Origin of the sequence: Nocardioides faecalis, assembly GCF_018388425.1 — a bacterium.
GTDB classification, from domain to species: domain Bacteria; phylum Actinomycetota; class Actinomycetes; order Propionibacteriales; family Nocardioidaceae; genus Nocardioides; species Nocardioides faecalis.
Window position 1 is genome coordinate 577,560 of record NZ_CP074406.1, and the last position, 18,419, is coordinate 595,978.

Sequence of the window (18,419 nt, forward strand, 5' to 3'; positions counted from 1 at the left end):
CTCCTATGTTGGACACATGTCCAGTCAAGTGTTCGAGACGCCGCGGCAAGGGCTGAACCCGCGTCAGGCCGAGACGGTGGAGCGGCTGCTGGTCGCCGGCCTCGACGAGCTGCGCGCCGTGGGCCATGAGGCGCTCACCGTGCGCACCGTGGCGCAGCGCGCCGGCGTCTCGCCCGCCACGGCGTACACCTACCTGGCGTCCAAGAACCACCTCTTCGCCGAGCTCTTCTGGCGGCACCTGGCCACCGCGAGCGCCCCACCCGCCGGGGCGACGCCCGCCGAGCGGCTCAAGCAGGCGGTGCGCGACCTCACCGACCGCATCGTCGCCGAGCCCAAGCTCGCCGCGGCCGTGACACCGGCGCTGCTCGGCTCCGACCCCGACGTCGCCCGGCTGCGGCTGCAGATCGGCACCGCCTTCCTGCACCGCTTCGCCGCGGCGCTGGCCGACCCCGCCGACCCCGAAGCACCCCGGCACGACGACGTGCTGGACGTGTTCGTGCTCGCCTTCTCCGGAGCGCTGCTCCAGGCCGGCATGGGCCTGATGACCTACGAGGAGATCGCCGAGCGGCTCACCGCGGCGGTCGACGTACTGATGCGAGGACGCTGATGAGTGCCACCCCCACCGCGACCGGTACGGCCGGCTCCGCGCCGCTGGTCTTCGACCCCTACGACTACGCCTTCCACAAGGACCCGTACCCCACCTACGCGCGGCTGCGCGAGGAGGACCCCGTGCACCACGCTGTGGGCGACGACCTGTGGGTGATCTCCCGGCACGCCGACGTCTTCGCCGCGCTGCGCGACGACGAGGTCTTCTCCAACCGGATGGGCGTCTCCCTGGACGCCTCGGCGTGGAGCCCCGAGGCGCACCGGGTGATGAGCTTCCTCGCCCTCGACGGCGCCGAGCAGGCGCGGGTGCGCAAGCTGGTCTCGGCGGCGTTCACCCCGCGTCGGGTCCGCGAGCTCACCCCCGAGGTGCAGCGGCTCACCGAGCACTACCTCGCAGGCGCCTTCGCGGTGAACCGGGAGCAGGGGGAGACGGACTGGATCCGCGACTTCGCCGGCAAGCTCCCGATGGACGTCATCTCCCAGATGATGGGCGTCCCGGTCGCCGACCGGGACGAGGTACGACGCCTCGCCGACCTCGTCGTGCACCGTGAGGACGGCGTCCGCGATGTCCCCGCCGCCGGCGTGGAGGCCTCCTTCGCGCTCTTCGACTACTACGCCGGGATGGTCGAGGAGCGCCGCGCCAGGCCCGGCGAGGACCTGACCTCCGCGCTGCTGGCCGCGGAGGTCGACGGCGAGCGGCTGCGTGACGGCGAGGTCAAGGCGTTCCTGTTCCTGATGGTGGTCGCCGGCAACGAGACCACCACCAAGCTGCTCGGCAACGCGCTGTACCACCTCTCCGCCCACCCCGCGCAACGCGACGAGGTGCTCGGCGCACCCGACCGCGGCGCTGACCCCGAGACGCTGGTCGTGCCGTGGATCGAGGAGACACTGCGCCACGACACCTCCAGCCAGATGCTGGCCCGCTACGTCGTGGCCGACACCGAGCTCAGCGGCGTCACCATCCCCGCCGGCGCCAAGGCGCTGGTGCTGCTCGGCTCGGCCAACCGCGACGAGCGGGTCTTCACCGACCCGAGCGTCTACGACATCCACCGCGACCGCGCCGAGCTGGCGCAGAGCCTCAGCTTCGGCACCGGCCGACACTTCTGCCTCGGCGCCAACCTGGCGCGACTCGAGGCCAAGGTCGTGCTCAACGAGCTGGTCCGCCGCGTGCAGCACCTCGAGGTGCACGCCGAGCGGGCGGTGCGGGTGCACTCCACGTCGGTGCGCGGCTTCGCCTCGCTGCCGGTCACGTTCACGGAGAGGACCTCCTGATGCCCAAGCCCGTCCACCCGGAGCGCCGCCCGGCCGTGGTCGCCGGCGCCTCCTCGGGCATCGGCGCCGCGACGGCGCGGACGCTGGCCGCGGCCGGGTTCCCGGTCGCGCTCGGTGCGCGGCGCGTGGAGCGGCTCGAGGAGCTCGCCGACGCGATCCGCGCCGAGGGCGGGGAGGCGTTCGTGCACGCCCTCGACGTCTCCTCCACCTCCTCGGTCGAGAAGTTCGCCACCGCCGCGGCCGAGGCGCTCGGCGACGTCGAGGTCGTCGTCGCCAACGCCGGCCTGCTCGCCCCCGGCGCGATCGTGGAGGCCACGACCGAGCAGCTGGCGGCGGAGTTCGACGTCAACGTGCTCGGCGCACACCGGCTGGTCCGCGCGTTCGCGCCCGGGATGCTGGGCCGCCAGCGCGGCGACCTGGTCTTCGTCTCCTCCGACACCGCCCTGCGGGCGCGCCCCTTCATGCGCGGCTACAGCGCCACGAAGTCCGGTCTGGAGGGACTGGTCGAGGCGCTGCAGATGGAGCTCGAAGGAACCGGCGTGCGCGCCTCGATCGTCCGCCCTGGGCCGACGTGGTCGGAGATGGGCGGGGACTGGGACGCCGACGCCGGCGCCAAGGTGCTCACGGAGTGGGTCAAGTGGGGCCACGCCCGCCACCCGCACTTCCTCAAGCCCACCGCGATCGCCCAGGCGATCACCACCGTGGTCAGCGCCCCGCGCGGCGTACACATCTCGCCCGTCGACGTGAACCCCGAGGCGCCCATCGCGCGACCGGAGAAGGAGCAGCCATGAGCACCGCGGTGAACGACAAGCTGGCCGGCATCCCCGAGGTCTCCACCGTCCTCGACGACACCGACGCCTCCGTGCCCGAGATCATCCGCGGCACCGGCCACCTGCCGGAGATGCGGGTCGACCCGATCCGGCTCTTCCACCGCGTCCGCGAGGAGTGCGGCGACATCGGCCGGTTCCGGCTCGCCGACACCGACGTCGTGCTGGTCACCGGCGCCGAGGGCAACGAGGCGTTCTTCCGGGCCCCCGACGACGTGCTCGACCAGGCCGCGGCGTACCCCTTCATGACCCCGATCTTCGGCAAGGGCGTCGTCTTCGACGCCTCCCCGGAGGAGCGGCAGCAGATGCTGAAGAACCAGGCGCTGCGCGGGGACATGATGCGCGGGCACGCGCAGACCATCGAGGCAGAGATCCGCCGGATGGTGGCCGGCTGGGGCGAGGAGGGGGAGATCGACCTGCTCGACTTCTTCGCCGAGCTGACCATCTACACCACCTCCTCGTGCCTGATCGGCAAGCCGTTCCGCGACGCCCTCGACGGCTCCTTCGCCGAGATCTACCACCGCCTCGAGCACGGCACCGACGCCATCGCCTACGTCGACCCGTACGCCGACATCGAGAGCTTCCGCACCCGCGACACGGCCCGCGAGGAGCTGGTCGCGAAGGTGCAGGCGATCATCTCCGACCGCCTCGCCAAGGCGGAGTTGCTGGGGGGTGCGATCCCCAAGGACGAGCGCGACCTGCTCGACGTCCTCATCGCGGTGGGCTACGACGCCGAGATGGTCACCGGGATCTTCATCTCGATGATGTTCGCCGGCCACCACACCTCCTCGGGCACCGCGTCGTGGGCGATGATCGAGCTGCTGCGCCACCCCGACGTGATGGCCGACGTCGTCGCCGAGCTCGACGCGCTCTACGCCCCGGACGCCGACGGCGCCGCACCGGAGGTCTCCTTCCAGGCGCTGCGCTCGATCCCGGTGCTGGAGGCGGCGCTCAAGGAGACGCTGCGCCTGCACCCGCCGCTGATCATCTTGATGCGCAAGGTGGCCGAGGACTTCGAGCTGCTCGGCCACACCATCCCGGCCGGCACCCTGGTGGCGTCCTCGCCGCGGGTCTCGAACCGGATCGAGGAGGACTTCCCGCACGCCGACGCCTTCGAGCCGGCCCGCTACCTCGACCCCCGCCAGGAGGACCTGCAGAACCGCTGGACCTGGATCCCGTTCGGGGCCGGCAAGCACCGCTGCGTGGGCAACGCCTTCGCGATGATGCAGATGAAGGCGATCTTCTCGGTGATCCTGCGCGACTTCGCCTTCGAGCCGGTCCAACCGCTCGACTCCTACGCCGACGACTACTCCAAGATGGTCATCCAGCTCGCGCAGCCCGCCCGGGTGCGCTACCGCCGGCGGGCCCGATGAGCACCCCCGGCGGCTTCCGCGTGGTGGCCGACACCGACGTGTGCCAGGGCCACCAGCTCTGCCAGGGCGAGGCCCCGGACGTCTTCGGCTTCGACGCCGACGCCGACGTCGTCGTACTGCGCCAGACCCACCCCGACGCGTCGCTCCGCCCGGACGTGACCACGGCCGTCAAGTACTGCCCGGCCTTCGCCCTGTCGATCGAAGAGGATCAATGATGAGTGAGCAGAACCAGCACCTGACCCGCGCCGAGATCGAGGAGTTCTGGGAGTCCTGGCTGGCCGTCAACCGCGAGGCCGAGCGCACCGGCGACTGGCGGGTCATGGCCGAGCACTACGCCGAAGACGCCAACTACGGCTGGATGTACAGCCACGACGAGCACTTCATGGCCGTGGGCCGCGACCAGATCCGGGACTGGGCGATCGGCATCGAGATGGACGGTTTCGACGGCTGGCACTACGACTACGTCTGCACGATGATCGACGAGACCAAGAACATGGTGCTCGGCTTCTGGAAGCAGCGCTCCGGCATCGTCGACGACGCCACCGGCAAGGAGTTCGAGATCCTCGGCATCGGCGGCTCCTGGTTCGGCGTGGAGCGGCAGACCACCGGCGCGGACGCCGGCCAGATCAAGATCGCCTGGCAGCGCGACTGGTTCGACATGCCCTCGACCACGCACACGTTCATGCAGATCCTGAAGTCCGGCAAGGCGCCCCAGACGCTGCTCAAGCGGATGGAGGTCTTCGGCCACGACGTGCCCGGGCACTACCACCTCAAGGACCTGCCCTCCACCGTGTGGCCGCCACCCGTGGAGGCAGGGGAGTACGTCACCCAGGAGCCGGTCTCCGCCGGCTCGACCTCCGACGGCGCTGCGAGGGCCGGGGAGTGAGCGCGCTGCCGCCACCGGCCCAGCAGCTCATCGACGGCAAGCTCGTCGGCGCCTCGGACGGTACGACGTACCCGATCCTGAACCCGGCGAACGACGAGCAGATCGGGGTGGCGCCCGACGGCACCGCCGCCGACGTCGACGCCGCGATCGCCGCGGCCCGGCGCGCCTTCGACGAGTCCGAGTGGTCCACCGACCGTGCGCTGCGGGTGCGCTGCCTGCGCCAGCTGCACGAGGCGCTGCTGGCCCACGCCGAGCCGTTCAAGGCGCTGACCACCGCCGAGGTCGGCATGCCCGGCTTCATGATGATGGCCGCCGGGTTCGACGTGCCGGTCGACGGCCTCAAGTGGGTCACCGACCTCGCCGAGACCTACGAGCTCGAGACCGACCTCGGCGTCGCCGCCCCGATGGGCATCCCGACCCGGCGCACCGTGCGCCGCGAGCCCGTCGGCGTCGTCGCCGCGATCTCGCCGTGGAACGTGCCCACCCAGATCAACCTCGCCAAGATCGGGCCCGCGCTGGCCGCCGGCTGCACCGTGGTGCTCAAGCCGGCCCCGGACACCCCGTGGGTCGGTGCGGAGCTCGGCCGGCTGGTCGCCGAGCACACCGACATCCCGCCCGGGGTCTTCAACGTGGTCACCCCGCGCTCCAACGAGGTCGCCGCGCAGCTGAGCACCGACCCGCGCGTCGACATGGTCTCCTTCACCGGCTCCACCGCCGTGGGTCGGGCGATCATGGCCGCCGCCGCGCCCACGCTGAAGAAGGTGTTCCTCGAGCTCGGCGGCAAGTCGGCCGCGATCGCGCTCGACGACGCCGACGTCGCCGCGGTCGCCGGCGGCACCGCGTTCGCCGCCTGCATCCACGCCGGCCAGGGCTGCGCGATCACCACCCGGCTGGTCGTGCCGCGTGCGAAGTACGACGAGGCCGTGCAGGTCGCCGCCGCCACCATGGAGTCCATCGGCGTCAAGGACCCCGCCGACGACGGCGCGATCTGCGGGCCGGTGATCAACCGCGCGCAACGTGACCGGGTGGCGTCGTACTTCGACGTCGCGCGGGCCGAGGGCGGCACCTTCGCCACCGGCGGTGAGGTCCTCGACCGACCCGGCAACTGGGTGCTGCCCACCGTCGTCGCCGGGCTCGACAACTCCTCGCGCCTGGCGCAGGAGGAGATCTTCGGCCCCGTGCTCGTGGTGATCCCGCACGACGGCGACGACGACGCCGTCCGCATCGCCAACGACTCGGCGTACGGGCTCTCCGGCTCCGTGGACTCCGCCGACCTCGAGCGCGCCCGCGCCGTGGCCCGCCGCATCCGCACCGGCACCCTCGCCGTCAACGGCGGCGTCTGGTTCAGCCCCGACGCCCCCTTCGGCGGGTACAAGTCCTCCGGCCTCGGCCGCGAGATGGGTGTCGCCGGGTTCGAGGAGTACTTGGAGATGAAGACCATCGCCGAGCCGGCGTAGGGGTGCAGGAATCCCCGGTCGACCGGGGATTCCTGCGCTCGACCCCGTTGCAAACCTCCGCCTGCGCCAGTTTCCCCGGTCGACCGGGGATTCCGACAGGCCGTCAAGCCCCACCACGAGGAGTCCACATGCGTTTCGAGAACAAGGTCGCGGTCGTCACCGGCGCCGCGCAGGGGATCGGCGAGGCGTACGCGCGCGCCCTGGCCGCGGAGGGTGCGGCCGTGGTCGTGGCCGACCGCAACGAGGAGTCCGGCGCGAAGGTCGCCGCCTCGATCAACGAGGACGGCGGGCGGGCGATCTTCGTCGCCACCGACGTCTCCTCGGCCGAGTCCGCCCAGGCGCTCGTCGAGCGCACCGTGGCCGAGCTCGGCGGCATCGACCACCTGGTCAACAACGCCGCGATCTACGGCGACATGGAGTTCAACCTGCTGATCTCCGTCGACTGGGACTACTACCGGAAGTTCATGAGCGTGAACATGGACGGCGCGCTGGTCATGACGCGTGCGGTCTACCCGGAGATCGCCAAGCGTGGCGGCGGCGCGATCGTCAACCAGTCCTCCACCGCGGCCTACCTGTACTCCGGCTTCTACGGGCTGGCGAAGGCCGGCATCAACAGCCTGACCCAGCAGCTGGCCCACGAGCTGGGTGGCCAGCGGATCCGGGTCAACGCCATCGCGCCCGGCCCCACCGACACCGAGGCCACCCGCGTGCAGGCCGGTGACGCCGCGAAGGACATCGTGCGGAACTCGCTGGCGATCAAGCGGATGGGCTCGGTCGACGACATGGTCGGCGCCTGCCTCTTCCTGCTCTCCGACGAGGCGTCCTGGGTGACCGGGCAGATCCTGGCCGTCGACGGCGGCCAGACGTTCCGGGCCTGAGGGGGACGCGATGAGCACGGTCGTCGGGTTCGTGGGGCTGGGCAACATCGGCAAGCCGATGGCGTTGCGCCTGGCCGGGCAGCAACAGGCCGCGAACCTCGAGCTGTGGGTGTACGACGTCGCGCCCGACCCGCTCGCCGAGGCGCAGCGCGCCGGGGCGCAGGTCGCGCCGAGCGTCGCCGCGCTCGCGCAGACCGCCGACGTGGTGTGCGTGATGGTGCGCGACGACGACCAGGTGCGTGCGGTGCTGGACGAGGTGCTCGGCGTCGCCCGGCCGGGCGCGGTCGTCGTCATCCACTCCACCGTCGCGCCGGGCACGCCGCCCGCGCTCGCCGAGGCCGCGGCCGCGCACGGCGTGCGGGTGCTCGACGCCCCGGTCTCCGGTGGGGCGATGGGTGCCGCCGACGGCACCCTGGCGCTGATGGTGGGCGGCGAGCCGGACGCCTACGCTGCCGCCGAGCCCGTGCTGCGGGCGCTGGGCAGCAAGGTCGTCCACGCCGGACCGATCGGCGCCGGCACCCGGTTCAAGCTGGCCCGCAACATGATGCACTTCATCGCGTTCACCGCCGCGACCGAGGCGCAGCGTCTCGCCGAGGCGGCCGGGCTGTCGCTGAAGGACCTCGGCGACGTGGTCCGGCACACCGACGCCGTCACCGGCGGGCCCGGCGCGATCATGCACCGGGAGACGACGGCCGAGCTCGCGCCCGACGACTTCTGGCACGGGGTGTTCACCAACGTCACCTCGCTGGGCGTCAAGGACCTCGGCTTCGCCATCGACCTCGCCCACGAGCTCGGGGTCGACGTACCGCTCGCCGAGCTGGCCATCGAACGGCTGGGCCCAGGGCTGGGCCTGCCCACGACATCCGTCCCGGCGCCTGCGTCCGGACGCACCAAAGCAGAGAAGGAAGGAGAGAAGTGATGGGCAAGTTCGACGACCTCCCCGCGGCCCGCCGCCGCGGCCTGGAGAAGATGGAGGAGGTCTACGGCTTCGACATGTCTGATGGCACCGGCGACTTCTTCCGCTACACCGCCGACCACCTCTTCGCCGACATCTGGCAGCGCCCCGGCCTCAGCGACCGCGACCGCCGGCTGCTGCTGATCGGGATGCTCACCGGGCAGGGCGCCGCCGACGTGCTGGGAATCCAGGTCCCGGCCGCGTACGCCGCCGGCGAGCTGGACGAGGCGGCGCTGAAGGAGATCGTGGTCTTCCTCAGCCACTACGCCGGCTGGCCCAACGGTGCCCGGCTCAACTCCATCGTCGAGGAGACGGTTGCCAAGGCCGCCCGCGACGCGGCACGCAAGGCCCGCGACGCGGGCTCCTGACCGCGCCGACCGCCCGCATCGGGGATGGCCGGGCGAGGACGGTGGGTGAGGATGTCCCGGTGAGGTACGACGTACGCCGGGTGCGCGCCGAGGAGTGGGCCGCGCTCCGCGAGCTGCGCCTGGCGGCGTTGCGCGACCCGGTCGCCCACCTCGCGTTCCTGGACACCGTGGCGGCGGCCGAGGCGCGCCCGGCGGCGTTCTGGCAGGAGCGTGCCCGCTCGAGTGCCGCCGGCACGACGGTGGCGCAGTTCGTCGCCCTCGCGCCGACCGGCGGGCCCGACGAGCTGGCCGGTGAGCTCGCCGACGAGCTGGCGGGGACGGTGACCGTCCTGGTCACCTCGGCCGGCGAGCGAGACTACGTCGGCGAGACCAGTCCGTCGCCGAGCGCGGCGATGGTGGGGGTCTACGTGCCGCCCGAGCACCGCGGCGGTGCGGCGATCGGGGCGCTGCTCGATGCGGCACAGGAGTGGGTGCGCGACCTCGGGCTGGAGCGGGTGCGGCTGCACGTGCACGAGCACAACGCGCGGGCCCAGGCCGCCTACCGCAGGCTCGGTTACGTGGAGACCGGTGCGCAGGCCCACCTGGGCGGCGCCGTGCACCTGGAGCTGGAGCGCGACCTGACCGACGAGCCCGCCCCGCCTCGGTAGCTACCTCGGTAGCGGCCTCGGTAGCCGCGCGGCGCTCAGCGCCCGCCGGGGAAGCCGTGCTGGCGCCAGGCCTCGTAGGTGGCCACCGCGGCGGAGTTCGACAGGTTCATGGAGCGGTGCCCGGGCACGGTCGGGATCCGCACCCGGTCGACGACCCGGGGGTGCTCCAGCGCCTGCTGGGGCAGCCCGGTGGGCTCGGGCCCGAAGAGGAGCACGTCGCCGGCGACGTACTCGACCGCCGTGTGCCAGGTCGTGGCGTGGGCCGTGAAGGCGAACACCCGCGACTGGGCGAGGTCGTCGCTGGCCAGGGCGGTGTCGAGGTCGGGGTGCACGACGACGGAGGCCAGGTCGTGGTAGTCGAGCCCCGCGCGCTTCAGCTTCGCCTCGGACAGGTCGAAGCCCAACGGCTCCACCAGGTGCAGCGTGGCCCCGGTGCCCGCCACCATCCGGATCGCGTTGCCGGTGTTGGGCGGGATGCGGGGCTCGAGGAACATCACGTGGAACACGCCGCCATCATCCCGCCCGGCCGGAGGAGAGGCGGGCCCGAGGTGCATGTGTGAGGCTGGGACGGTCGCCGTCGTCGCCCGCGAGGAGCACCATGCCCGTCCGAAGCACCCTGGCCCGCGCGGCAGCGGGAGCCCTCCTCGCCAACGCCGTCCCGCACGGGGTGGCCGCGCTGATCCGCCGGCCGTTCCCGACCCCGTTCGCCGACCCGCCCGGCCGCGGGCTCTCGCAGCCGGGGACCAACCTGGCGTGGAGCGCGACGAACGCGGCCCTCGGCGCCGCCCTGCTCCGCGGGTACGACGGCTCGACCCCCGAACGCGCGGCGCTGCTGGCCAGCGGGGTGCTCTCGGGTGCGGGGCTGGCCGTCTACTTCGGCCGCCTCGACCTCGGCGTCCCGCCGGCCGACTCACCCGGCGACTGAACGCCGACTCACCCGGCGACTGACCGCCGACTCACCAGGCGACTGACCGCCGACTCACCCGGCGCGCCCCGGTGCGTCACCGCCGCGGTGGGGCACCGTGGTGGCAGGGTCGGGCGCACCCGGCGGCGGGTGCCGCTCGTCGCGCCGGACCGGACCGCGGGCGACGGTGCCCGCGGCGAGCCCCTGGGAGACCGGAATGACCCTGGCGATCACCGACGAGCACCGCGAGCTGGCCCGCACCGCCGCCGACCTGCTGGACCGGCGCGGCGCGCTGGCCGAGGCACGCGACCTGCTGGAGGCCGACGCCGAGCAGCTGCCGTCGTGGTGGAAGGAGGTCGCCGACCTCGGCTTCCTCGGCCTGCACGTCGCCGAGGAGGCGGGCGGCGCCGGCGGAACCCTCGCCGACCTGGTCGTCCTCGTGGAGCAGCTCGGCCGCGTCCTGGCACCGGGCCCGTTCGTGCCGACCGTCGTGGCCAGCGCGTTCCTGGACCGGGCCGAGGGCGCCGAGGCCGACGAGCTGCGCACGGTGCTGCTGCCCGGACTCCTCGACGGCTCGCTGGTCGCGGGGGTCGGCATCGCCGCACCCGATGGGCTCAGCGTGGACGGTGGCGCGGAAGGCACGGTGAGCGGCGACGCCGGCCCGGTCCTCGGCGGCGGGCTCGCCGACGTGCTGCTGCTGCCCGTCGGCGACGACGTGCTGGTCCTGCGCATCAGCGAGCGCGGCACGGGCGGGCCCGGGGTGGAGGTCACGGTGCCGGCGAACCTGGACCCCACCCGGCGCAGCGCGCGGGTGCGGCTGGTCGACGTCCCGCTCGGCGAGCAGGCCCGGCTGGTGCCCGGCGGCGCCGCGCTGCTCGTCGACCTCGCCCGCACCGTGCTCGCCGCCGAGGCGCTCGGCGTCGCCGGTGCGGTGACCGACGCCGCGGCGTCGTACGCCAAGCAGCGCGAGCAGTTCGGCCGGGTGATCGGCATGTTCCAGGCCGTCAAGCACCACTGCGCGGACATGGTCAGTCTCACCCAGCTGGCCACGGCCGCGGTCTGGGACGCCGCCCGCGCGACCGACGTGCCGGCCGAGCGCGGGTTCGCCGCCGCCACCGCCGCGGTGCTCGCCGCGGACGCCGCCCAGCGCTGCACCAGCCTCAACACGCAGGTGCACGGCGGCATCGCGATCACCTGGGAGCACGACGCCCACCTCTACGTGCGCCGTGCCGGTGCGCTCGCCGTCCAGCTGCGCCCCGACGCCGCGGCCGCCGAGCTGGCAGGACTGAGCGCGGCCGGCCTCACCCGCCAGGGCAAGGTCGAGCTGCCCGCCAGCGCCGAGCCGATCCGCGAGGAGGTCCGGGCCTTCGCCGCCGGCCTCGCCGACCTCGACGACGCCGGGCGGCTGGAGGCCCTGATCCGCACCGGGTACGTCGTCCCGCACTGGCCCGCGCCGTTCGGTCGCGACGCCGGCGCCATCGAGCAGCTGGTCGTCGCCGAGGAGCTCGCCGCCGCCGGGATCAAGCGGCCCGACTACTCGATCACCGGCTGGGTGCTGCTCACGCTGATCCAGAAGGGCACGCCCGAGCAGGTCGAGCGGTGGGTGCCGCCGGCGCTGCGCCAGGAGGTCGTCTGGTGCCAGCTGTTCTCCGAGCCCGGCGCCGGGTCGGACGCGGCCGCCGTGCGCACCCGGGGTGTGCGCACCGCCGAGGGCTGGGTGGTCAACGGGCAGAAGGTGTGGACCACCGGCGCGCACAAGGCCCGCTACGGCCTGGCCACGGTGCGCACCGACCCCGAGGCCACCAAGCACGCCGGCATCACCACGATGGTGATCGACATGCAGGCGCCCGGGGTGACGGTGCGCCCGCTGCGCCAGGCCAACGGCGGCGCCGACTTCAACGAGGTCTTCTTCGACGACGTGCTCGTGCCGCACGCTGACGTGGTCGGGGAGGTGCACGACGGCTGGAACGTCGCCCGGGCCACCCTCGGCAACGAGAGCGTCAGCATCGGCGGCGGCATCGACTCCCTCGCCATGCCCGCGGCGCTGCTGGTCGACCTGCACCGCAAGCACCCCGAGCGGCTGGTCGGGGGCGAGACCCGCCTGGGCCGCTACGTCGCGCTCGCCCAGGGGCTGCGTCAGCTCAACGTGCGCAGCACGTTCCGTGCGGTCGCCGGCGGCGAGCCCGGCCCGGAGGGTGCGATCACCAAGCTGATGCTCTCCGAGCTCGGCCACGAGGCCGCCGCGATCCTCACCGAGGTCACCGGCCCGGACGGCGCGTTCCTCACCGACGACGGCCTGATCGGCGGCACCATGCTGTTGATGCACCGGGCGCTGGCGATCGCGGGCGGCACCTCGGAGATCAAGCGCAACCAGATCGGCGAACGGATCCTCGGCCTGCCCAGGGACCCGCTGGTGAGGTGAGAAGGCAGCGGGAGGGCACCGGCAGGGCAGCGGCAGGACCCACCTCCTGTACACCCCGGCACTCGGGTGCCGGGTTCTCGGGACCCCGCCCCGAGCGCTCCGCATCTTGTTAACCTCGACGGCGACATGAGCCGCGACACATCCGAAGCCGTACCCGACCATTCCGTGGTCCCGGTCGACCCGTTCGTCCTCGATTCGCTCCTCTCGGAGCCGCACCCCCGTGCCGAGGCGGGGGCCGGGCTGGGGGTGTGGCTGGTGGACACCGACGCGCTCAGCGACGATGACCTGGAGGTCGGCCGCGGCTGGCTCGACGCGGTGGAGCAGGCGCAGGCCTCCTCCCGGGTCCGGGCCGAGCTGCGGCGCGCCTACGAGGTCGCGCACGCCAGCGCCCGCCTGGTCCTCGGGGCCGCCACCGGTACGTCGCCGGAGAAGGTGGTCTGGGGCCGTCACCCCTGCCCCGGGTGCGGCGAGCCGCACGGCCGGCCCCGCGCGGAGGGCGCGGCCGTGGAGTTCTCGCTCTCCCACACGCCCGGCCAGGTGCTGGTCGCCGTGGCGGACGTGCCGGTCGGGGTGGACGTGGAGCGTCACCCCGAGGACCCCACCGGCCTGGCGAAGCTGCTGCACCCGCGCGAGACCGAGGAGATCGAGGCCGCCGCGCAGGGCACGCTCGACGGTGGCCGCGCCTCGGTGCGGTTCACCCGCGCCTGGTCGCGCACCGAGGCCTACCTCAAGGGCATCGGCATCGGGCTGGGCCGCGACCCGCACCTGGACTACCTCGGCACCGACGCCGCCCCCGGCCGCACGCTGGGGGAGTGGCGCCTGCGCGACGTCGTCGTCCCCGAGGGGTACGGCGCCGCGATCGCCGTGCGCGCCTGAGCCCCGCCTGACAGCCCGGCCAGAAACCGGCCCAGGGACCCGACCGGCGGCCTAGGCTGCGGCCATGGCGCACGTGCTCGACGAGGGGCCGTTCTTCCACGGCACGAAGGCCGACCTCTCGGTCGGCGACCTGCTCAGCGCGGGGTACCGGTCGAACTACCGGCCGGAGGTGGTGATGAACCACGTCTACTTCACCGCGGTCATCGACGGCGCGGGCCTGGCTGCCGAGCTCGCCGCCGGCGACGGGGCGCCGCGCGTCTACCGCGTCGAGCCGACCGGGGACTTCGAGGACGACCCCAACGTCACCGACAAGAAGTTCCCCGGCAACCCGACCCGCTCCTACCGCAGCACCGCGCCGCTGCGGGTCGTCGCGGAGGTGCAGGACTGGCCGCGGCTGTCTGCGGAGGCCCTGCAGACGTGGCGGGAGCGGATCGCCGAGCTGAGCCGGTCCGAGCGCGGCGAGATCATCAACTGATCGCCTTGGCGTGCCTCAGGGTGTCGCGGGGTGCCCCAGGCCAGAGTCGAACTGGCGACCTTTCGCTTAGGAGGCGGCTGCTCTATCCACTGAGCTACTGGGGCGGCGGACGGGCGCGGGCGCCCGGTCCGGGCGCAAGTATGCCCCAGCCGCCACCCGGCGCGGCGGGCAGTTCGGCCCTGCTGCGACGATGCCGCCGACACGGCATCGGGGGAGGGAGAGCGGACAGTGGGCGCAGTCGGCAGCAACCAGAGCACCAGCCAGAGCCGCAGCGAGAGCGGCAGGAACGTGGTGGGACCCCGTGCGGTGTTCGGGGTGATCGTGCCCAGCACCAACACGGTGGTGGAGCACGACTACTGGCGTGCCGGCATCGACGGTGTCGCCTTCCGGGCCGGCTCCATGCACATCCCGAACCCGAACATGAGCGGCGACGACGGGTTCGTCGAGCTCCTCGGCCAGATCCGCGCCTCGATCGACACCGCCGTGCGCGACGTGCTCACCGCCGAGCCGGACCGGATGGTCATGGGCATGTCGGCCGAGACCTTCTGGGGCGGGGTGGAGGGCAACGCCGCCTTCGAACGTCGCCTGGTCGAGCGCACCGGGCTGCCGGTCACCACCGGCGCGAGCTCGTGCCGCGCGGCCCTGAGGGCCCTCGGCGTACGACGCATCGCGGTCTTCTCGCCGTACCAGCCCGTCGCGGACCGCGAGGTGGGCCGCTTCTTCACCGAGGCGGGGTTCGACGTCGCCGCCGTGACCGGTCTGCGCTGCGCCACGGCGCTCGACATCGCCCGGGTTGGCGAGCAGCGGCTGCGCGAGGTGGTGGCCGAGATCGACGGCCCCGACGTCGAGGCGATCGTGCAGGTCGGCACCAACCTGTCCTTCGTCGGGCTCGCCGAGCGGCTCGAGAACGAGCTCGGCAAGCCGGTCGTGGCGATCAACGCCGCCACCCTGTGGCACGCGCTGCGCGAGCACGGCATCGGCGACCGCGTCACCGGCTCCGGGGTGCTGCTGCGCGAGCACTGAGCCCCTGCTGGGCGAGTCCTGGGCCGCTGCTGGGCGGAGTCCGGGGCCGCATGTGACCCGGCCCGCAGTGCGGCCGGGGGATCGGGGGCGATTCGGGATGCTCGCGATCCGGGGCGACAATGGTTGGGCGACCACCGGAGTCACTGCCGGTGACCTACGGTGGGCGTGGCGCAGCGAAGCGCCGAGGGCCGCTGACTCGGCAGCGCACTCCGACCATGCAGAGTCCCGCCGCGGCGGCCGCACGACCAGGTGAATCACATGACGCAGGACGTACCTCCCGGAACGCCGGGTCAACCGACCCGCCCCGGTGGCAGGGCCCGCCGCGTCCCCACATCGCGTGCCGCGCGTCGTTCGGGCCTCGCCCGGGGCCGAGGCCGGGGCGGTCGCCGCAAGGCACCGCAGCCCGGCAAGACCGTCTTCCGGGTGATCACCAGCACCCTGCTCGCCCTGGCGCTGGCCACCGGCGTCGGCGTGGTGCTGGTCTACAACAACTGGAACGGCAACCTCGACCAGGTCGGCATCGCCGGCCAGGTGAAGAACCGCCCCGAGAAGGTCGTCGAGGGCCCCCAGGAGCCGATGAACATCCTGGTGATGGGCTCCGACAGCCGGGCCGGCAAGGGCAACGGCATCGACGGCGAGACCGGCGGCGGCCTGTCCGACACCACGATCCTGTTCCACCTCTCCGCGAACCGCGAGTTCGCCTACGGCATCTCCATCCCGCGCGACACCGCCGTGCAGCGGCCCACCTGCTACCACAAGGACGGCAGCGAGATCGCCGGCAGCGGCGAGACCTACGTCAAGTGGAACGTCGCCTTCGCCGTCGGCGGACCGGCGTGCACCGTCCAGCAGTTCGAGCAGATCAGCGGCGTGCGGGTCGACAAGTACGTCGTCGTGGACTTCAACGGGTTCAAGGACATGGTCAACGCCCTCGACGGTGTCGAGGTCTGCATCCCCGAAGACATCAACGACGAGGTCCGCAAGATCTACCTCAAGGCCGGCACCCGGGAGGTCAAGGGCGACGAGGCGCTGACGTACTTCCGCGTCCGCTACCGCGTCGGCGACGGCACCGACACCCAGCGCACGCGGCGTCAGCAGGCGTTCATCGGGTCGATGATCAACAAGGCGCTCACCGCCGGCATGCTGGCCCGCCCGGACCGGCTGGTCAGCTTCATGAACGCCTTCTCCTCCTCGCTGAAGACCGACTTCAAGAACATCGCCGAGATGGCGGACCTCGCCGTCACCGCCCGCGGCGTCGGCGCCGAGAACATCAGGTTCGTCACCACCCCGTGGGGCGGTACCACCAAGGTGTCCGGTGGCGTGGAGTGGACGCCCGACGTCGAGAAGCTGTGGAGCCTGGTCGTCGAGGACAAGCCGCTGACCTCGGAGTTCCTCAAGGACGCCCTCAGCGCCGCCGACAAGCCCGACGGCTCGAAGCCGCCGGCCACCGGGCCCGCCGACCCCAGCGGCAGCCCCACGGACACCCCGAGCTCGCCGGTCTCGCCCAGCGACGGGGCGAGCCCGACCGACGAGTCCGGCCAGGGCCTGAGCGTCGACGGCCGCGCCGCCGCCGGCCTCTGCACCTGAGGGGAGCGCACCGATGACTGGTCCTGACGAGTCGTCGCAGCAGGCACCGCAGGCGGCACCGCAGGAGGCGGCCCGACCCGAGCCGGAGTGGAAGCGTCGCCGGCGCCTCGCGGAGATCTTCGGCGACGTCGAGCCCAGCGTCACCAGCGACGAGATCGACCCCGGTGAGCGCAGCGCGGCACGCGCGAAGGAGTCCGCCTCCGAGCGCTGGCTGAAGTCGCAGGTGCCGCCCCACCACGGAGGGTGAGACGGCACCAGGCGTCGCTGTGATCAGCCGACCGTCAGCTCGGCCGGATCAGACCGGCGGGGGCACCGCCGGACCCGGGCCCTGCGGCGCACCCGGCGCGCCGCCGTTCTGGGCGACGAGCACGTCGCGGATCTCGATGAGCAGCTCGGTCTCGGTGGGGCCGTTGGCCTCGGCCGGGAAGAACCGCTCCTTCGCCGCGGTGTAGGGCACCACGATCAGGAAGTAGACGATCGCGGACAGGATGATGAACGCGATCAGCGCGTTGATGAAGTGCCCGACGTTGACGTCGGAGATCTCGGCGTCGCCGAAGTCGGGCTGGTCGAAGATCTTGCCGATGAACCCCATCAGGGTCTCGGTGAAGGTGGTCACGACCGCGGCGAACGCGGTGGCGGTGATGAAGGCGACCGCCAGCTCGATCAGGTTTCCCTTCAACAGGAAGTTCTTGAATCCGGACATGTGGTCTCCTCGATCCGGGACACGTGCGCGAGCGCACCGGTAAAAATCGAAACTAGTCGCGCGCCCAGGCGTAAGTCACGTACGAGCGCACCGAGGCCGCCGTCACCGCCGCGACGTCGACCGCACGCAGGGCGAGGACCACGAGCCGCCCGGCCAGCCCTCCGTCGCCGCTCGTCTCGCGGGGTGGCACCGCGAGCACGGTGCTCGCCCGGGCCAGTACCTGCGTGCTGCCCGACGTCGGATCGGTGCCGAGCAGGTCGATGCGGTCCCCGACCTGCAGCAGGGCGGCCTGCGCGGCGTCGGAGAGCCGCACCGGCACCGCCCGCGTGCCCGCCTGCGCCACTCGGGCCAGCCCGGCGCCGAGGAGCCGGACGTCGGTGACCGCCTCGCCCGCGCGCAGCGGTGCGGCCAGCACCCGGCCGTGCGGGTGGGCCACCGCCCCCTGCGGTACGACGTCCGGCGGCACACCGCGCGCGACGAGGTCGCCCTCGCCGAGCACTGCCCCGGCCGGCAGGTCGTGCGCCGCGACGAGCAGGGCGGTCGTGGCCGGTGCCGGCGGCGCCAGCGCCCGCAGCGAGGCCGCCACGGCCACGCCCAGCAGCGCGACCGCGATCAGCCGCCGTCGGCGCAGCACCCGTCGTCGTACGGCCGTGAGGGCGTCGGCGAGGCGATGACGCAGGTCCGGGCGGTCGCGAGCATCCATGCCCGCGACGCTAGGCGGGTCGCGACGCCCCTGCCGGCGTCCTCCACAGGGCCGCCGGTGGCCCCGGGCAAGGGCGCCCGGGAGAGGGGTGGGTCAGGCCGGAGTCGCGGCGCTGCTCGAGCCGGTGCTGCTCGAGGAGCTCGACGAGCCGGCGGACGACGAGCCGGCCGAGCTGGCCGAGCTGGCCGAGTCAGACGAGCTCGACGAGCCGGAGTCGGAGGAGGTCGCAGAGGCGGCCGGCGTGGTGGCGCTGGAGGAGGAGCGGCTGTCGGTCTTGTAGAAGCCCGAGCCCTTGAACACGACTCCGACGGAGTTGAACACCTTGCGCAGGCGCCCGTCGCACTCGGGGCAGACGGTCAGCGCGTCGTCGCTGAAGCTCTGCACCTGCTCGAAGGCGTGGCCGCAGGCGGTGCAGAGGTACTGGTAGGTCGGCATCGATGGACTCTCCGCGTGTTGGCAC

At 72.9% G+C, this 18,419-nt stretch carries 22 protein-coding genes and 1 tRNA gene; 18 read left to right on the forward strand and 5 right to left on the reverse strand.

Annotated elements, in window-relative coordinates; translation table 11 throughout:
* Window positions 1–16: 16 nt before the first annotated feature.
* The 11 genes from KG111_RS02610 to KG111_RS02660 all read left to right on the forward strand — a co-directional run bounded on the left by KG111_RS02610 (window position 17) and on the right by KG111_RS02660 (window position 9,269).
* Window positions 17–607: a TetR/AcrR family transcriptional regulator gene (locus tag KG111_RS02610; protein ID WP_205292200.1), complete on the forward strand. Its 591-nt coding sequence runs from the start codon at window positions 17–19 to the stop codon at window positions 605–607.
* Entirely contained in the window at window positions 607–1,878 is a 1,272-nt protein-coding gene (locus KG111_RS02615; RefSeq protein ID WP_205292199.1) for a cytochrome P450, read from the forward strand. The genes KG111_RS02610 and KG111_RS02615 overlap by 1 nt, the downstream gene beginning before the upstream one ends.
* Window positions 1,878–2,669, forward strand: a complete 792-nt coding sequence (locus KG111_RS02620; protein WP_205292198.1) for an SDR family oxidoreductase — start codon at window positions 1,878–1,880, stop codon at window positions 2,667–2,669. Before KG111_RS02615 ends, KG111_RS02620 begins: the two co-directional genes overlap by 1 nt.
* Window positions 2,666–4,078: a cytochrome P450 gene (locus tag KG111_RS02625; protein ID WP_205292197.1), complete on the forward strand. Its 1,413-nt coding sequence runs from the start codon at window positions 2,666–2,668 to the stop codon at window positions 4,076–4,078. Before KG111_RS02620 ends, KG111_RS02625 begins: the two co-directional genes overlap by 4 nt.
* Entirely contained in the window at window positions 4,075–4,293 is a 219-nt protein-coding gene (locus KG111_RS02630) for a ferredoxin (protein ID WP_205292196.1), read from the forward strand. Before KG111_RS02625 ends, KG111_RS02630 begins: the two co-directional genes overlap by 4 nt.
* A complete protein-coding gene (locus tag KG111_RS02635; protein ID WP_205292195.1) occupies window positions 4,293–4,964 on the forward strand; it encodes a nuclear transport factor 2 family protein in 672 nt (223 codons plus the stop codon). Before KG111_RS02630 ends, KG111_RS02635 begins: the two co-directional genes overlap by 1 nt.
* Complete coding sequence (locus KG111_RS02640) at window positions 4,961–6,421, forward strand: aldehyde dehydrogenase (protein WP_205292194.1); 1,461 nt, start codon at window positions 4,961–4,963, stop codon at window positions 6,419–6,421. The genes KG111_RS02635 and KG111_RS02640 overlap by 4 nt, the downstream gene beginning before the upstream one ends.
* 128 nt (window positions 6,422–6,549) lie before the next feature.
* The gene (locus KG111_RS02645; RefSeq protein WP_205292193.1) at window positions 6,550–7,299 is read left to right on the forward strand and encodes an SDR family oxidoreductase; all 750 of its coding nucleotides are present in this window, start codon (window positions 6,550–6,552) and stop codon (window positions 7,297–7,299) included.
* A gap of 10 nt (window positions 7,300–7,309) precedes the next feature.
* Window positions 7,310–8,218: an NAD(P)-dependent oxidoreductase gene (locus tag KG111_RS02650; RefSeq protein WP_205292192.1), complete on the forward strand. Its 909-nt coding sequence runs from the start codon at window positions 7,310–7,312 to the stop codon at window positions 8,216–8,218.
* Window positions 8,218–8,622: a carboxymuconolactone decarboxylase family protein gene (locus tag KG111_RS02655; RefSeq protein ID WP_205292191.1), complete on the forward strand. Its 405-nt coding sequence runs from the start codon at window positions 8,218–8,220 to the stop codon at window positions 8,620–8,622. The genes KG111_RS02650 and KG111_RS02655 overlap by 1 nt, the downstream gene beginning before the upstream one ends.
* Window positions 8,623–8,681: 59 nt before the next feature.
* Window positions 8,682–9,269, forward strand: coding sequence for a GNAT family N-acetyltransferase (locus KG111_RS02660; RefSeq protein WP_205292190.1), 588 nt, complete (start codon window positions 8,682–8,684; stop codon window positions 9,267–9,269).
* Window positions 9,270–9,304: 35 nt separating this feature from the next.
* On the opposite strand, the gene KG111_RS02665 is transcribed toward KG111_RS02660, so the two are convergent.
* Window positions 9,305–9,775, reverse strand: a complete 471-nt coding sequence (locus KG111_RS02665) for a tRNA (cytidine(34)-2'-O)-methyltransferase (protein WP_205292189.1) — start codon at window positions 9,773–9,775, stop codon at window positions 9,305–9,307.
* A 92-nt stretch (window positions 9,776–9,867) separates the two neighbouring features.
* Between KG111_RS02665 and KG111_RS02670 the strand changes: the two genes are divergently transcribed.
* From KG111_RS02670 to arr, 4 genes are all read left to right on the forward strand, one after another.
* A complete protein-coding gene (locus tag KG111_RS02670; RefSeq protein WP_205292188.1) occupies window positions 9,868–10,194 on the forward strand; it encodes a hypothetical protein in 327 nt (108 codons plus the stop codon).
* A 196-nt stretch (window positions 10,195–10,390) separates the two neighbouring features.
* Window positions 10,391–12,595, forward strand: coding sequence for an acyl-CoA dehydrogenase family protein (locus KG111_RS02675; RefSeq protein ID WP_205292187.1), 2,205 nt, complete (start codon window positions 10,391–10,393; stop codon window positions 12,593–12,595).
* A gap of 126 nt (window positions 12,596–12,721) precedes the next feature.
* Window positions 12,722–13,471 carry a 4'-phosphopantetheinyl transferase family protein gene (locus KG111_RS02680; RefSeq protein ID WP_205292186.1) on the forward strand — a complete coding sequence of 250 codons (750 nt, stop codon included), beginning with the start codon at window positions 12,722–12,724 and terminating at the stop codon, window positions 13,469–13,471.
* 64 nt (window positions 13,472–13,535) lie between these two features.
* Window positions 13,536–13,946 (forward strand): NAD(+)--rifampin ADP-ribosyltransferase, encoded by a 411-nt coding sequence (arr, locus tag KG111_RS02685; RefSeq protein ID WP_205292185.1) that lies wholly within the window; start codon window positions 13,536–13,538, stop codon window positions 13,944–13,946.
* Between the two features lie 31 nt (window positions 13,947–13,977).
* Here arr and KG111_RS02690 read toward each other — a convergent pair.
* Window positions 13,978–14,050, reverse strand: a tRNA-Arg gene (locus KG111_RS02690).
* Window positions 14,051–14,234: 184 nt separating this feature from the next.
* Between KG111_RS02690 and KG111_RS02695 the strand changes: the two genes are divergently transcribed.
* From KG111_RS02695 to KG111_RS02705, 3 genes are all read left to right on the forward strand, one after another.
* A complete protein-coding gene (locus KG111_RS02695; protein WP_205292184.1) occupies window positions 14,235–14,969 on the forward strand; it encodes a maleate cis-trans isomerase family protein in 735 nt (244 codons plus the stop codon).
* A gap of 423 nt (window positions 14,970–15,392) precedes the next feature.
* The gene (locus KG111_RS02700) at window positions 15,393–16,553 is read left to right on the forward strand and encodes an LCP family protein (protein WP_205292183.1); all 1,161 of its coding nucleotides are present in this window, start codon (window positions 15,393–15,395) and stop codon (window positions 16,551–16,553) included.
* A 13-nt stretch (window positions 16,554–16,566) separates the two neighbouring features.
* Window positions 16,567–16,800 (forward strand): hypothetical protein, encoded by a 234-nt coding sequence (locus KG111_RS02705; protein WP_205292182.1) that lies wholly within the window; start codon window positions 16,567–16,569, stop codon window positions 16,798–16,800.
* A 48-nt stretch (window positions 16,801–16,848) separates the two neighbouring features.
* On the opposite strand, the gene KG111_RS02710 is transcribed toward KG111_RS02705, so the two are convergent.
* The 3 genes from KG111_RS02710 to KG111_RS18530 all read right to left on the reverse strand — a co-directional run bounded on the left by KG111_RS02710 (window position 16,849) and on the right by KG111_RS18530 (window position 18,394).
* Window positions 16,849–17,256: an MscL family protein gene (locus KG111_RS02710; RefSeq protein ID WP_205292181.1), complete on the reverse strand. Its 408-nt coding sequence runs from the start codon at window positions 17,254–17,256 to the stop codon at window positions 16,849–16,851.
* Between the two features lie 52 nt (window positions 17,257–17,308).
* Window positions 17,309–17,959 carry an SAF domain-containing protein gene (locus tag KG111_RS02715; protein ID WP_205292180.1) on the reverse strand — a complete coding sequence of 217 codons (651 nt, stop codon included), beginning with the start codon at window positions 17,957–17,959 and terminating at the stop codon, window positions 17,309–17,311.
* Between the two features lie 93 nt (window positions 17,960–18,052).
* The gene (locus KG111_RS18530) at window positions 18,053–18,394 is read right to left on the reverse strand and encodes an FmdB family zinc ribbon protein (protein ID WP_205292179.1); all 342 of its coding nucleotides are present in this window, start codon (window positions 18,392–18,394) and stop codon (window positions 18,053–18,055) included.
* Window positions 18,395–18,419 lie beyond the last annotated feature (25 nt).